At 61.6% G+C, this 15,989-nt stretch carries 8 protein-coding genes; all 8 read left to right on the forward strand.

Going from position 1 to position 15,989, the window contains the following annotated elements; translation table 11 throughout:
• Positions 1 to 150: 150 nt before the first annotated feature.
• The 8 genes from AC1DLO_RS13800 to AC1DLO_RS13835 all read left to right on the forward strand — a co-directional run bounded on the left by AC1DLO_RS13800 (position 151) and on the right by AC1DLO_RS13835 (position 15,844).
• Entirely contained in the window at positions 151 to 723 is a 573-nt protein-coding gene (locus AC1DLO_RS13800; protein WP_461835922.1) for a 50S ribosomal protein L25/general stress protein Ctc, read from the forward strand.
• Between the two features lie 121 nt (positions 724 to 844).
• A complete protein-coding gene (gene pth, locus AC1DLO_RS13805; RefSeq protein ID WP_476890321.1) occupies positions 845 to 1,429 on the forward strand; it encodes an aminoacyl-tRNA hydrolase in 585 nt (194 codons plus the stop codon).
• Between the two features lie 459 nt (positions 1,430 to 1,888).
• Positions 1,889 to 4,456 carry a helix-turn-helix transcriptional regulator gene (locus AC1DLO_RS13810; protein ID WP_476890322.1) on the forward strand — a complete coding sequence of 856 codons (2,568 nt, stop codon included), beginning with the start codon at positions 1,889 to 1,891 and terminating at the stop codon, positions 4,454 to 4,456.
• Positions 4,434 to 7,199, forward strand: coding sequence for a LuxR C-terminal-related transcriptional regulator (locus AC1DLO_RS13815; RefSeq protein WP_476890323.1), 2,766 nt, complete (start codon positions 4,434 to 4,436; stop codon positions 7,197 to 7,199). The genes AC1DLO_RS13810 and AC1DLO_RS13815 overlap by 23 nt, the downstream gene beginning before the upstream one ends.
• A 315-nt stretch (positions 7,200 to 7,514) precedes the next feature.
• Positions 7,515 to 10,184, forward strand: coding sequence for a LuxR C-terminal-related transcriptional regulator (locus AC1DLO_RS13820; RefSeq protein WP_476914499.1), 2,670 nt, complete (start codon positions 7,515 to 7,517; stop codon positions 10,182 to 10,184).
• Positions 10,181 to 12,862: a LuxR C-terminal-related transcriptional regulator gene (locus tag AC1DLO_RS13825; protein WP_476890325.1), complete on the forward strand. Its 2,682-nt coding sequence runs from the start codon at positions 10,181 to 10,183 to the stop codon at positions 12,860 to 12,862. The genes AC1DLO_RS13820 and AC1DLO_RS13825 overlap by 4 nt, the downstream gene beginning before the upstream one ends.
• Before the next feature lie 560 nt (positions 12,863 to 13,422).
• A complete protein-coding gene (locus AC1DLO_RS13830; RefSeq protein WP_184736312.1) occupies positions 13,423 to 14,808 on the forward strand; it encodes a nucleotide sugar dehydrogenase in 1,386 nt (461 codons plus the stop codon).
• A gap of 31 nt (positions 14,809 to 14,839) precedes the next feature.
• Positions 14,840 to 15,844 (forward strand): dTDP-glucose 4,6-dehydratase, encoded by a 1,005-nt coding sequence (locus tag AC1DLO_RS13835; protein ID WP_476890326.1) that lies wholly within the window; start codon positions 14,840 to 14,842, stop codon positions 15,842 to 15,844.
• Positions 15,845 to 15,989 lie beyond the last annotated feature (145 nt).

Consider the following 15,989-nt stretch of genomic DNA (forward strand, 5'->3'; position numbering starts at 1 on the left):
TCGACTGGGTCTGAATCTCCTTCAACGAAGGCGGACTGGCTGCTCTTGTAGCTGGCATTCCGCCGGGCGTGGAAGGTCACCACAGACCTCCGCCCTTGCTGATCGACTTGCCTGGCATTTTGCCGGCGCCACAGTAATCAAGGAGTACACATGTCTGAGCAGAAGCTCGCAGCAGAACTGCGCACCGAATTCGGCAAGGGTTTCGCCCGCCGCGCCCGTTCAGCCGGCCAGATCCCGGCTGTCATCTACGGTCACGGCGCAGAGCCCATCCACATCAACCTGCCGGGCCGCGCTACCACCTTGGCTGTCCGCGTTTCGAACGCCCTCCTGTCCCTGGACATCAACGGCGAAGAGCACTTGGCCCTGGTCAAGGACATCCAGCGCGATCCGATCAAGCAGATCATCGAGCACATCGACCTCCTGACCGTCCGCAAGGGCGAAAAGGTCACCGTTGACGTTTCCGTCCACGTTATTGGTGAAGCTGCGATCGGCGCCGTCGCCAACCAGGAAGCCACCACGGTTTCCCTCGAAGCCGAGGCTACCCACCTGCCGACCTTCGTTGAAATCAGCATCGAAGGCCGCAAGGCCGGCGAGCACGTCCACGCTTCGGACATCGTCCTTCCGAGCGGTTCGGCACTGCTGACGGATCCCGAGACGCTCATCATCAACATCTCGGAGGCCGCTTCGGAGGCCGAAGAAGAGGCCGCTCCTGCCGCTGAGTAGTCGGGACGTTGAGTAGTCGTTTCGACTAGACGCGGCGTAAGCCGTTGCGAGTGGCCGGGTCCCTTCGGGTCCCGGCCACTTCTTTTTCGTTCAACCCTCTTTGATTCCCTAGGATGACTCCATGACAGACACTTGGCTGATTGTCGGCCTTGGCAATCCCGGCAATGAATACAGCCACAACCGCCACAACGTCGGCCAGATGGTCTTGGACGAACTTGCTTCGCGCATGGGCGGAAGTTTCAAGGCCCACAAGTCGCGGGCTCAAGTCGTAGAGGGCAGGCTCGGAATAGGGGGCCCGCGGGTGGTGCTCGCGAAGCCAATGAGCTACATGAACGTTTCCGGCGGGCCGGTTTCCGGCCTTGCCAAGTTCTTTGATATCGCTCCGGACCACGTGATTGCGGTGCACGACGAAATTGATATTCCCTTCAACACCGTCAAGTTGAAGATCGGCGGTGGCGAAGGTGGCCACAACGGCCTGCGGGATATCTCCAAGGCTTTGGCAACCAAGGACTACTTACGGGTCCGCGTGGGCGTCGGCAGGCCGCCGGGCCGGATGGACACCGCGGATTACGTCCTCAGGGATTTTGGATCCACGGAAAAGAAAGAGTTGCCATTCCTCCTTGATGAAGCGGCGGACGCAGTTGAAGTATTGATGACGGAGGGGCTGCTCGCCGCCCAGCAGAAGTTTCACCCCGTCAAGGCCTAGGCCCCACCGCCCCCCTTGCCTCGCTTCGCTCGGCCAGGGAACCCCGGCGGCGTGGGCCCACCGGGTGGCTTTGGAGACGCTGATCTTGGCAGTATGCCCGCGAGGGGATTCCTGGAGTTCAGGTGAATCGCGAGTACTCATTTCAATTGTTTAACAAGTACGCTGATGGTGCGCTGGCTGACTAATTGATTCGGGGGGATCGCTATGATACTTTGCAAATCACTGCTGGGGTTGAAGGGAAATACCAAAGCAAACGACCCGCTGAACGTCACGTCCGCCAGAGCTACGAAGGTAGCGTGATCTAAATTGCGAGCAACACCGGAATCTGAAATAGGGCGGCACCCGACGGAGCGGCAAGCCCTTGGCGCTGCAGAACGTCGGAAATGGTCGTCGCTAGTCCGGCAGGATCTCCAGAACACGGTTATTGACGCGCTCGGCGAACCATCTTTGTATGGTGTGGTGGTAGTTGGAGCACCGGGCGTTGGCAAAGCGACGTTCGCGCGCTCCGTAGAGGCAAGGCTCACCCCTAGGACCCACGTACTGCACGTCCACGGTTCAACGGACGCCACAACTCCTTTCGGGTCCCTTGCACATCTGGTGGCCCGCCTGCCCGTTGAAGCTGCAGATTCCCCCGGGGCCATCATCCACGGCATATCGCAAATGATTAGTTCGGACGCTGCGGGACGCGAAGTGCTGCTGGTCCTTTCGGAACTTCCTGCTTTGGATAGCATGAGCACGGCCGTTTTAGTGCACTTGTTAATTAGTGGAACGGCAAAAGTCCTCGTTACTGTCCGCCAAGTCACTGACATGCCGGAAGACCTGATCAGGTTGCTGAAGGATGGACTGCTCCACGAAGTCCAGCTTCAGGTCTTTTCCCGGGCAGAAGTGGCTAAATTGCTCACTGGCGTCCTTGGAAAACGAGTGACCGCAACTGCTGCAAGCGCCTTGCATGCGTCCAGCGGTGGAAATCCCTTGGTGCTCCAAGCCATCGTCACCGAACAGCTTCGCTCGGGCAACTTGCACCTGGCCGGGCAAGTTTGGGCGATGAAAGGCGAAATCCATCTTTCTTCCGCAGAAGTTCTGACCGATCTGGTCCGTTCCCGACTTGCACGGGAGAGCCCCGCGATCCAGGAAGCACTGGAGTTGCTTGCACTCATTCGGACCGCCCCGCTCGCCGTGCTGTTGGACGTCCTGGAACCTGAAGTGGTTGCCGAGATGGAGTGGTCCGGCTATCTCCGCATCGAACCCTCAGGCGCCCGCCGCGTGGCGCTGCGCGACGAGTACATGGGTGAGGTCATTCGCGGGTGGATGGACCTGCCACGGCGGAACGAACTTCGCCGGCTGGCCGCCGGGGTGATCGGCAGCATTACCCGGGACCTGGACGCCGAGGCCCTCCTAGGTTTTGCCTCCTCCACGCTGAACGTACGCGAAACGTTGGAACCGGCCGTGGCCCTCGCCGCTGCGACGGCCGCGAACAGGCAATTCGATCCTTGGTTTGCCTTGGAATGCGCCCGGCAGATTGGGCGGGAAGACAAGGAATGGGTGGCCGCGGCCCAGCAACGCTGTGTTTCCCACGTCATCCTGGCCGAGCACGAGGCTGCGGTCGCAGCTTTGAAGGACGTGACACCCGAGCAACTTCGGCGCCTCCCGGCGTACGACTATGCGGACTATGTCCAGGAGCTATGCAGCGCGCTGTTATGGGTTCCAGGTGGCCACCTTCAAATACCTGGTCTCGTCGCCGAGGCCGGGGAGGATCTTGCCCGCCGATCGCAAGAAGGTGGCACTGACGCCGGCGAACTTGAACGAGCACGTGGGATGCTCAAGCTCGCCAGCTTTGAGCTTCACGTCCATCAGGGTGAGTATTTGGAAGTTGCCGAGGCATTGGAGCAGGAATACCGGGAAGGCAGTGACCTTCAACAAAGATTGAGTTGCGGAAGCCTGCTGACGATGGCCTGGGCGGTACTTGGCCGGGAGATGGAAGCAATCGAACTGGCGCGCGAGCTGAAACACAAGATACAGCGCGCCAAGGCACGGCCGCGCCTCCACAACTGGTTGTCCGAAGGCCTGTTTGCCGCCCTCCTGTGCAGCGGACAGTGGGAAGAACTAGCCCGTATGCTGACGGCGACGCTGGACCAGCAGCCGAAGAACATCCATTATCTGGGGGGCGCCGCAGAGCTCGCCTTGGGCGTTTCCTACACCTACGCCGGACGGGCCGCAGTGGCGATCGACACCCTGCTGGGAGCCCAAGCGCAGTTGGAAATCAGACGCAACTACTACGGACCCGCACTGGCCTACTCTGCGTTGGCCTTCGCCTATGCGCAGGCGGGCGACGTAAAGGAAGCCCGGACGTTTCTCGAATTGGCGGAAAAAGGGCAAGGGGAAACGGCGTGGTTTCCCGCATGGATGGCTGAATTCTGCGTCAAGATGGCACGGCGCTGGTTGAAGGATCCCGGGGCGAAGCAGAGTCTGATCGAGTCGGCCAACCGGGACTTGGAGCAAGGGCGGACCACAACGGCGTCCATCAGCCTCTTCGGAGCCACCGTCCACGGCACAGACGAGGAGCTTTTGCTTCTGGAGCAGGTCTCATCCCGTCGCCAAGGCAAGATGGCGGCCGTAAACCGGATGGTGGCCGAAGGAAGCCGGAAGAAGGACCCGAAGACCCTGCTGCTTGCCGCTTCCGTTGCCCAGGAGCTCAATTTGGACGCAGTGGAGTCGCGCTGTGCCGTCCTGGCACTCGACATCGCCCGGGAAGCTGGCGATTCATCGTCCGCCAGGCTCGCTCAGCAACGCTTGGACCGCTTGGTCGGCACGGTGCCGGTACTGCCCCTGACACCGCATACTTTCGGACCCGAACTGACTGAAAGGGAGCGGCAGGTTGCAAAGATGGCCAGTCAAGGGTTGAGTAACAAGGAGGTGGCCAACCAGCTGCAGGTTTCCGTCCGAACGGTTGAAGGCCACCTCTACCAGATCTTCACGAAAATGGGCATCTCATCAAGGAGCGAGCTTGAAGGAACCGCGCAGGCATGACAACGCTGCGGCGGTGCATGGGCCTGTCGGAGAAAGTGGTACCAGGCCGCTTGAACCTTGGCTGGACTTTGGGCACTTGCTCCCTGGAATCACGGCCGCAATCCGTGCGGATGACTGTTCGGCCGTCTTCATCGTGGGCGATTCCGGCCTCGGCGCGTCATCCCTGCTAGCCCAGCTCGGCAGCATCTTTGGCAAGGAGTTTGCGGAAGTCCCGATTCATGGAAGTCCATCGCTTTCTGCAGTCCCTTATGGAGTCTTGGCACCGTATCTTGCCCAACTTTCCGTTGCCGACATTTCCTCCCGCGTCGCCGTGCTGCGCGCCCTCTGGGCTCACCTCGAGAGCGTCCGCATAGGTACCGGACCAGCGTTGCTCCTGGTCGATGATGCGCACTACCTGGACGATGCCACCTGCGGGATGCTTACTGAGCTTGTTCAAGCAGGATGGGCCAAGATCGTGGCGGCATGCGTCCCCCAGCCGGGGGTTCCGGGGCCACTCTTGCGTTTGTGGCACGAGGGGACTGCCGAGTGGTTTGACCTGGAGCCCTTGACGGCCGAACAAGGCCATGAACTGTGTGAAGCATTGTTGGGTGGAGTCGTCCTGAACAGCACCAGCCATGGATTCTGGACAGAGGCCGGAGGCAATACCCTGCTCTTGAAGACGCTTGTGCGGGAAGCCGAAAGCTCGGGTTCGCTTGTCCAACGACACGGTGTTTGGCTCAAGACAGCCGCAACTCCGATCCACACTGTGAAGCTGGAAGCCGTGGTCAAGCTTCAGCTCATGCGCATTTCGGCAGCGGGCCGGGATGCCCTGAGCTTGATTGCGCTGGCCGAGCCAGTGGACGAGAAGCTGATCAACGTTGTCGCCGGTGAAAGTGCCGTCCAGGAGTTAGTGGACCAGCATTTGATCAAGCCCTCCGGCAATGGGTTGCCGACCCTCCGGCTCGTCTCTCCCATCTATGGAGAGGTGCTTCGCAGCGTCGTCCCTGCTGCCCAGAGCCTGCAATTGCACCGGCAGTTGATTTCCCGGATGGATGTTTTGGAAGACAACCCGGATTCCCTCCTCCGGATGGTTACATGGTCCCTTGACTGCGGGGCAGACGTGCCCGATCGTCTCTTGATCAGGGCCGCGGTCCTCGCCGGGAGGCTTCTTCAAAGTGAGACGGCATTGCGCATGGCGACCGCAGTTCAGGATATGCAGTGGCAAACGGTTGCCCAGGCCGTCATGGCGAGATCGTACTTCAACCTAGGCCGCCGCGACGAAGCTGCGGCAGTCCTGACCCAAGAAACACTGGACGGCGACGCCGGACCTTCTCACGTAATATTCGGCAGCCTGCTTCGCGCGGTCACGCGTGCCGCTGTGGGGCAATCCGCCTCTTTGATCCTGGCCGATACCGAAGTATTCCGTAAATGGGGCGAGCAGCAGCCAGGCCTCCAGGGTCAGCAGGCACCGGACGCGAAAGCCGCGGTGCCGCTCGCAGTTGCCCTCATGAAGGTGATCGCTGGTTCCCTGGACGGCGAATACCGGCGGATGGGCCCCGAGCTGGAACGCGTCCTCCTTCAGCATGGATCCGTCGAAGGTTCCTTGGCAGTACTGTTCAAGGCCCTGGCGTTGTCCCTGGAGTCCGAGCGGCTCTGCGCCCTCGGCTTCGGCGGCCAAGGGAAACAGCGGGCGTTGGAGGCTGCCGCGGTAGCACAGCCCCAGGAGAACGACATATTCTTCATCCCCGAGTTCATCGCCGCCCGTCATGTCATTTGCGCCTTGGCTGACGGGGACTGGGCCGATGCTCAGTTGCTTCTTGACAGCTACTACGAATCGTCAGGCGTCGCCACGGCTTCCTTCGGGGGGGCAGCTTACGTAGTGCTCGGCTATATTGCCATCAGGCAGGGAAAAGCCGGCGAGGCCTTGCCGCTGCTCACGGCCGGCCTCGAAGCCCTGAGGGACAGCGATCCGCAGAATCTCTTCGGTCTTTGTGCCGCCCTGGCATTCTATGCAGCAGCTGGCGCAGGATTGCCTGAAGCCGAACGTTTCAGGGCGGAATACAAGTCCTGGGGGAAACACGGCATGCATCTTCTTGCGGCCCAAGCCAGGAACTTTTTCGAAGCCGCGATTGAACTCCTCAAAGATGACGGCTCCGGCATCTCGGGGTTGTATGCCAACGCTGACGATGCAGCGAAAGAAGGCGCCACCTTCCTTGAACTACATGCCCTGGAGCTTGCGCTTGGCCTAGGAGACACCAGCAGGCTGGATCGGTTTTGTGAAATTGCGGCTGCAACGGAGGGCGCATGGGCCCAAGCCCTCGCTGAGTACGGGATGGCACTCAAATTCGGGGGTGCTGCCCGGTATTTGTCCGCGGGGGAGAAGCTTCAATCGGCCGCTGTCTACCACCTGGCCGCGCGGTCCTACAGCTTGGCGCTGGATGCCCCGGACCGCGGCCGGACCAAAGAGCTCACTGCGGTCGCGCGCGCGGGGCTGGCGCATTGCAACGAAGAACTGGGCCAAGGGGGCGAGGAATCCCAGCACGAATCGGTGACTCCAAGACTGACCAAGAGGGAACGGGACATCGTAAATCTGGCGGTCCAAGGCCTCAGCGACCGGCAGATTGCGGACACGCTGCTTATCTCGGTCCGCACTGTCGAAGGACATCTGTACCGGTGCTACTCCAAGTTGGGGATCACCGGCAGGGACGAACTCGCCGGGGCTGTGGCCGGCGCGCGGGGGACAGCAGAGGACGCAGGGCATTAGTAGTGCACTCTCGATTCGACGGAACGCCACTGCCGGCGCCGAGTAGCCACCACCCGCTGTAGGGGTACTCATACCCGCATACGAGTATCGGCCAGTATGAAAGTCGAGTACTCACTACTGGTGTAGGGCTGGCTGCTAGCTGGTTAATTGGGGGGTGTCACCACTCGATCACTGGGGGTCTCGCTCATGTTGACAGCAGGCAGTGCATCTACGGTCCACGCCGTTCGGCCCGGAAACGGGTCACGGTACCAGGCACTCGACACCTCTTCGTCTCCATCCTCACCGGAGGGTGCGGAGGGCAAGTCGGTGGTCCCGATGGCGTGGCCGCCGATTGGACCCAGGGCCGCTGTTGACGACATAGCACTCGCGCTCGCGGCATCCAAAGGTGGCGTACTCGTTACGGGGCCGTCCGGGAGCGGCAAGAGCTACTTGACCACCCGCGCGGTGAACGAAATTCGCGGGCGTTCATTCGTCGTCGTCGTTCGTGGCAGCGCCGCGCTGGCGAGATCACCGTACGGCGCCCTCAATATTCTGTTGAGCGATCTTGACCCGGGATACTTGGCCCATCCCGTCTTGGTGCTGTCAGCTCTCACCGCTCTGCTCAGGGAGCGTGCCGAGGGAAAGCCAGTCTACCTGGTCATTGAAAATGCGGCAGAGCTCGATGAGCTGGCGGCAATGACGGTGGCCCAACTCGCGCGGAACGGCACTGCACAGCTTGTCCTGACCTGCACGGACCCGCAGCGGCTCTGTGGCGAGATTACGCGCCTCTGCGGCGACGGCTTCCTGAATCGAATAGACCTCAAACCACTGACTTTCCAGGAATCCCACTCCTGGCTCGAGGCAGGGCTGGGAGCAAAGGTCTCGCCATCGGGTGCCCATGCCCTTTGGGCAGCTAGCGGAGGCAACCCCCACTACCTCAAGATGCTTGCTGCCGAGCTCGCCGAATCGGGTGCACTTTTGAAGCGCGACGGCGTCTGGGTTCTCACGTCACGGAGTGAACTCCACGGCCGGGCAATCACGGATCTCATCACCACGCGGCTTGGCCGGATGGGCAGCGGCGAGCGCAAAGTCCTGGAGATCCTCTCACTGGCAAAGGCCGTCCCCCTGGAGTCGCTGCTGGCGCTTGCGTCACCGGACGATGCGGATTCCCTCGAGAAACGGGGCGTCCTTGTGGTCGATGATTCGCTGCCAAGGATGGCCAGGCTGCAAAGCCAACTCGTGGGTGACGTGGTCAGGGCAAATGTTCCTCCCGGTCGCAGCAACGAACTACGGGATATGTTGTCCGAAGCGACGAGTCCATCCCTTCACCAGCGCTCGATGCTGCTACACATGGCTGCTTGGGCACTGGATTGCGGAGCCAAACTCGGCACGGAAGAAGCCCTTGAAGCTGCCTCCGTGGCGAATCGGCAACTTGATGCGCGGTTGGCCCTGCGCTTGGTCCGTTCCATTCCAAACCACTCCCGGATGCCCGTGGCAGTAGCCGAGGAAACCCACGCGTTGCTGACACTCGGTGACGTCGCCGGGGCCCGGAACGTCCTGAAGCAACACCAGGAAGGACCCGGGGCTGAAGCCACCCTGTCCGAGTGGGTACGGCTCAAACTGGCCGAAAGCTCAGTCCTCCTGGCCCGAGCCGAAACCACCGCGCAGGCTTGCGAGACGCTGGCACACGTCCGTCAGCGCCTCGACGGAACCACGACGGCCCGTGGCGGGCAGGACGTCGCCAGACAGGACCTCGCCGGGCTGCGGGAAGAACTTGTCCTGGCCGAATCCCAAGCAGCCAGCTATTCGGGTTCCTACGCAGAGATGGCAGCAAAGCTGGAGGAAGTACTTCAAGACTTTGAGTCCCACGGTGCGGAGTTCCGTCTCCTTGCCGGAAGCTGGCTGTGCGAGGCATGGGCATTGACGGGTCGGCAATCCGAGGCTGCGGACATGGCGGAACAGCTGATGGCCGACTGTCATGATCCTGCTGTCTCGATCGCTGCAGCCCGCCGTGCGACATCGCGTCTCAGGTTCGCCTTCGTCCTTGCCGGAAGGTGGGACAAGGCCGGGGAAATAGTCCAGCCGGACGACGATGCCCTGGTTTCGTCCGCCGAGGCACTGCCAACGGCGATTGACCTTCCCAAAGCGATCTTCCGTTGCCTCCAAGGACGGGCCCAAGACGGCATGGAAGCGCTCATTCCCGTGATAAGCCAGCTGCGTGTCCAGGACAACGAAGGCATGCTGGATATCGCCTGCACCGCGGCCGCCTACGCGTCGGCATTGCAGGGTGAGCACGACCAGGCCTTGCGCTACCTGAAGGAAGCGTCTACCCAGCAGCGCCGGCCGACGTGGCGGAAAGAACGGACGCAAAAGTACCTCGCAGCTTTGGCCCGGGAGCGGCTCCAAGGCCCGGACACCGCCGTCGAGGAGCTTCTGCGCCTGGCCGACGCCGACCGGAACGAGGGTGCTCCCGGTCACGAGATATTTTGCCTTAGTTCGGCCGTTCGGCTGGGAGCGGTGGCCGCCGCTCCACGGTTGCTGGATTCGGCACTCAGCTGCCAGGGGCGATTCGCTGAGCTGTGCGCCGCGTATGCGCGGGCGACGATATCGGGAAGCACTGAGCTTCTTCTTGACGCGGCACAGTTGGCCGAAGACATGCAGAACGACAGGTTCGCCTTCGATATCGCCGAGACTGTGTTGCACCGGGAACAGGGCCAGCTGGACAAGACGGTTATCCGGAAGGCGCGTCAGCTCGCCGAGACGTGCCGGCAGCGTTTGCGTACACCGCAAAGCGGCCCCCAAGAGGGATTGAAGCTGACAGCACGCGAGCTGGAGATCGCCAAACTGGCGGCGAAACGTGAAAGCAACAAGGGCATCGCCGCGAAGCTTCACGTTTCAGTACGCACGGTGGAGGGGCACCTCTATCAGATCTTCGGCAAGTTGAAGATCGTAGAGCGCTCGGAGCTGAGCTTTGCCCTTGGCAGCGTTGAAGGCGGTGCGCTATGACTGAGATGGTTTCCACCGAACCGTTGGTTGGACGATTCAGCGTCATGGCCGCCGTCGTCGACTGCCTTCTTGATGTCAACGGCCCGGGTGTGCTGCTTTTCGGCGACGCAGGCATCGGCAAGACGGCCTTGATTAACGAAGTGGTCCATGAACTGGGGCAGCGAGTCCGTCCCTTCAGGGTCTTCGCCGGCCCCACCCTGTCATCGGTCCCATTTGCCGCTTTGGCACCACTGCTGACCGCTTTGACCCCGAGCCAGATCAACGAACCGCTGTCCGTCCTCAGGGCCGTCGTCGCGGCGTTGAACCCGGCAGGCCAGCCCCACCCTGCCCCCGCTGTGCTGATCGTGGAAGACGCACATCACATCGATGACAGCAGCGTGGCTGTCCTGGCGCAACTGGCGGCAGCGGAAGCCGCCAAAGTCGTCTTTTTGTGCCGTCCATATCCTGCGCCGCCGGCAGAGGTCTTTTCGATGTGGTCCGAGGGACTCGTGGACCGATTCGACTTGCAGCCACTCAACGAGCAGGAGGTCAACCAACTTTGCGCCCAAGCCTTGGATGGGCCCGTCGTCCAAGGCACCAGCGCCGTCCTCTGCAAGTACTCCGGCGGAAACCCGATGTTCCTGCTGGAGCTCATTGACCACGCCAAATCGCTAGGCCAGTTGGTTTGCCGTAACGACGCTTGGATGCTTTCAGGTGAGCTTCGGGGAACCAGCGTGCGTTTGATGGACCTCGTGAGGAACCAGATCCTCATGCTGGAACCCGAACAGCGTGAAACTCTGGAGACCGTGGCCTTGGCAGAGCCCGTTCCGCTGAGCGTGGTGCAACAGGCAAGCGATTCGAACGCCGTGGACGAACTGCAGGAGCTGCATTTCATAGAGATCGGATCCGACCCTGCCCGGCATGTCCGTCTGGCCCAGCCGCTGGTCGGCGAAGTCATCCGGCAGTTGGTTCCCACTGCGCACAGCATGACCATCCGACGGCGCATCGTGGACCTGATGGAGGCAAAACCGCAGACCATGGACGGCCTGCTGCGCTACGTCTCGTGGGGATTGGAATCCGGCACCAAGGTTCCGGATGCCGACATCCTTGAAGCGACACAACTGGCCAATCGGCTGTTCATCCCCAGTTACGTGGAACGAGTGGCCGGTGCGATCAAGGATCCGTCCCTGAGGCTGGCTGCGCAAGTGGAGGTGGCACGGGCAAAATGGTACCGCGGCGACATCCGCGGATCGGTGTCGTCGCTCGCCGGGGTGGTGGATCGGACGAATGATCCGCGGACGATCCGGCAGGCATCGATGTTGGCGGCCCAACTCGCCGGGCGTCAAGGCCTGGGGCCGAACGCCATCAAGCAGGCAGCTTACGAATGGGAGGCGGCCCTCGCCAGGCTCGCTGAGTCTCCGCAAGGCATCGACCCCGGGGAACTGGAGCGCGGAAAGGTGGGCAGCAGGCTCCTTTCCCTGCAAGGCCTTCAAGCCGAGGGCCACTATGTCGAGACGGAACGTGAGCTCCGCCAGATGTGGAACGAAACCGACGACGACGAGTCCCGGCTGGTTGCGGGCACCCTGCTGGCAGAGGCCTTGGCTGTCACGGGGAGGCCTCTCTCTGCCCTCCAGATTCTGATGGGAATACAGGAGATGGTCGCTACGAGCGGCGACTGGAGCCTCCAGTATGCGGGCTTTGTCATGCGCAGCTACATCCAGGCCCTGCAACAGGCGGGTGAGTTTGACGTCCTCGACGTGTTCCTCCGGAATCATGTTTCCCAAGCACCGAACTCGCTGATCTATTCGGGCGGGATGCTCCACTTGGCGGCCGGAATGGTGGACCTGCGGAGGGGAGACCTGGGCGTGGCCCTGCCGCGGCTTCGCCAAGCGGTCAGCATGCTGCGGGTCTCCGACATCGGTAGTGACCTGCCCGACGCCGTTGCTGCCGCCGCGTATGCGGCGTCGATCCTGAAACGCCGCGATACTGCTGCGTCGTACTCAAGCGAGTACGACGCAATGATCCGGGAAGGTGTGCATCCGTCGCTGCTGGCCCAAGGACATGTTGCAGTTGCGAGAGCCGAACAGACCGGCTCGCAGACGGCGATCTCGAGGCTCATGTCCCTTGCGGATTCGGCAGCCGCGGACGGAGCAATAGGCGCCGAGATCGACATCCTGATGTTGGTCCTGAGACTGGGAGACCCGAGCGTGGCGCGCCGGCTGACAACTGTAGCCGAGGGCAGTGAAGGCCGAGCTGCGGAGTTTGCCCTGAGTGTTGGGCTGGCACTCGCACACAAGGACGCGGATCGCCTCATTGAGCTGAGTGAATCGGCCGCCAGGGAGGGCCTGGAACTTGCAGCAGCTGATTGCGCCGCCCATGCCCTCCGGATCCTGGAAAGCAGGGGGGACAAAGCGCGCCAGCTTGAGGGACAGCGACTTCTCAAGCGCCGCACCGCTGCCCTCGACAAGGCCGGTCCGTCTGTTGAGGGGGGCTCACCCGATCTCCAGAAGCTCACCCGGCGCGAGCAGGAAATCGCGACACTTGTGCAATCGGGATCAAGCAACAAGGACATTGCCGTCCGCTTGGGCTTGTCATTGCGCACCGTGGAAGGCCACCTTTACCGGATGTTTGCCAAGCTCGGCATTAGCCATCGTGAAGACTTGATGAACGGTGCCCACGGTATGGAGAGCCTGGGCTAGCCGCCCCCGGACCGGGGGCCACTGCACTGCGGCCACTCCACTCCGGTGACCGCGCTTCCCGTCGTCTCCTTCCGCCGTCGTTCGCCTTTCCCAAACTCCCGATACCTCGGGTACGGCGGCGATGCGGGCGCTGTCCGAAGCGCTCTGCGCGGGATTCGAGGCCGTGTGGGCCAAAAACGAGTACTGAATCGAGTGGTTAAAAGTGCTCGGACGGGTAGTCAACGCCCTCGGACGGGACAGCGCATCCAAAGACGGGTAGAGCCCACTCGCGCCCGCCCTAGGGGTTGGTTAATACGCTCTTCTTGATGGCAACCGCCACTCAATTGGGGATAAGTGGGTCTCGAGATGAAACGCAGGAAGAATTCTTTGCTACAGGAAAACCAACCGGTAATCCGGCGAGAAATCAGCTCCAATGCGACCGGTCTCCCGCATTCTGCGGGTACCCCCACAAGCGAGCCGGCGACGCGCGGTCGCGTGCCTTCTGAGACCAGGGCACACCCCGTTTCGTCGCCGGCTTTTTTTCACACTGGAGACAACAGGCACCGGGAGGTCGACTGACCATGGCACCGAACACGAAGGTAAAGACCCTCAAGAAGGAGCTCAACGGAAGCTCTCAGTCCGTGCACGCGCCGGCACCGGCGTGGCCGGAGGGCCGCTCAACGCAGACCACAACCACGCAAGACCAGACATTCACGTTCGACGTGGCGATCGTAGGCATGGGCTATGTAGGCCTGCCTACGGCCTTGGCTATCAACGCCTCCGGCCGCCGCGTTTTGGGCCTGGATGTGTCAGATGCCCGGCTGGCCGTGATCCGCGAGCAACGGGCAGATCTTCTGGATTCCGACAAGGAACGGCTCAGCAACGCACTGCTTGACCCGACGTTCATGTTGAGCAGCGACTTGTCATTGCTTGCCCATGCGGCGGCAGTAGTTGTTTGTGTTCCTACCCCGGTTGACGAGTATTTGGTCCCGGACCTCGGTATTCTTCGGGCGGCCTGTGCCTCCGTAGTCGACTTTGCCACCACTGGCCAATTGTTGATGCTGACCTCGACGACGTATGTGGGATCCACGCGTGACCTTCTGGCTTTGCCGTTGGCTGCCAAGGGGCTTATCCCGGGCAGGGACGTGTTCGTTGCATTCTCGCCAGAACGCATCAATCCCGGGGTGGACTCGTTCTCGCACGAAGACGTGCCCCGGGTAGTTGGCGGCGTGACCCCGGCCTGCGGTGAAGCTGCGGAGCGGCTTCTGAGCGCCAGCACCAAGCTGGTTCACGTCGTTCCGTCCGCGGACGTCGCCGAAATGACCAAGCTCGTGGAAAACACCTTCCGGGCCGTCAATATCGCCTTGGCGAACGAATTCGCTGATATCTGCCATGAACTCAACATGGAGGTCATGGATGTCATCGATGCGGCTTCTACCAAGCCCTACGGATTCATGCCTTTCACCCCTGGTCCTGGCGTCGGCGGACATTGCATCCCGTGCGACCCCCACTATTTGCTGTGGCAATTGCGCAAAGCCCGCTTGACGGCACCAGTGATTGAGCAGGCGATGGCAGGCATTGCGGGCAGGCCGCACCAGGTAGTGGAAAAGGCCCGCCGTATCCTGTCGGACCGCAACCACGGTGTTTCCGGCGCCCGCGTGATGGTGCTTGGGGTTGCCTACAAGCCCGATGTCGAAGATCTCAGGGAGTCCCCGGCGTTGGAGATCATCGCGGCCTTGATCGCCGACGGAGCGGAAGTCGCGTACTCCGATCCCTGGTGCCAGACGGCGCCCGACGGCCATGGCAGCACACTCCATTCCGAGCTGTCGCCTGCTGATTGGGGTGCGGATCTGGTGATCCTGCACACGAGGCACAGCGAGGTGGACCTTGACTGGCTGGCCGGAGCACCGGCAGTCCTGGACACAACGTACCGCTTGCCCAAGGCCGACAACGTAACCCGGCTCTAAATCCAGCAGGTTTTCGACGGAAGCAGGAGTAATGAAAACAGCAATCACCGGCGGTGCCGGATTCATAGGCAGCCACCTCGTTGAGCATTTGTTGGCGGCTGGCGACGAAGTCGCGGTCTTGGACAACTTGTCGACAGGGCGCCTCGAGAATCTCAAGGGCGTGATCGGCCACAGGAACTTCCACTTCGTGGAGGGCACCATTCTCGATCGGGACGCAGTGGACAAAGTTGTGGCAGGCGCAGACCGGGTCTTCCACCTTGCGGCCGCCGTTGGCGTGAACCTGATTGTCGACCACCCTTTGGAGAGCCTCCGCACGAATATCCATGGCACCGAGGTGGTCCTGGACTCTGTCTTGGAGTCGCACGCCTCCCTGTTGCTGGCATCGACGAGCGAGATCTACGGTAAGAACACTTCGGACAGCCTTTCGGAGGAAGCGGACCGCATCCTGGGGTCGGCGCTCAAGTCCAGGTGGACCTACGCTGCGGCCAAGGGCATTGACGAGGCCTTTGCGCATGCATACTGGCGCCAATTCGGCTTGCCGGTTGCTATTGTGCGGCTCTTCAATACGGTAGGACCTCGCCAGACAGGCCGCTATGGAATGGTCGTTCCGCGACTTGTGCGCCAGGCGCTCATCGGTGAGCCTTTGACGGTGTATGGAGACGGCAACCAGACCAGGTGCTTCTCCTACGTGGGTGACATCGTTCCCGCCATCACCCGTATTTCCGAGGAACCGCTTGCTTACGGGAACGCGTTCAACCTCGGCGGCAGCTACGAGATTTCCATCCTGACGCTGGCCCAACGGATCGTTGAACTCCTGGGGAGCGAAAGTCCCATCACCTTGGTTCCCTACGAACAGGCTTACTCGGAGGGGTACGAGGACATGCGCCGGCGCGTCCCGGACAACAGCAAGTCTTTCGAGCTTGTTGGCTTCGACCCGAAGACCACCCTGGATGAAATCATCCTCAACGTCGCCGCTGACTATAAGCCGGCAAAAGTGCTGGATCCCTCGGGTTGGAAGGTCACCCTGGCTTCCTGATGCACGACAAAGAGGTGCCGCGTCGGCTGGGGCGGCGTCGTTCAACTGAACAAGTACCTTGGAAGGAAAGGTTGAGCTCAATGCAACATTTACAGGGAAAGGTCACGGTCTCGGCTCGACCTCGTCACAAGGCTGAACGGTTGCG

It is taken from the genome of Arthrobacter sp. 01T419, assembly GCF_056398865.1.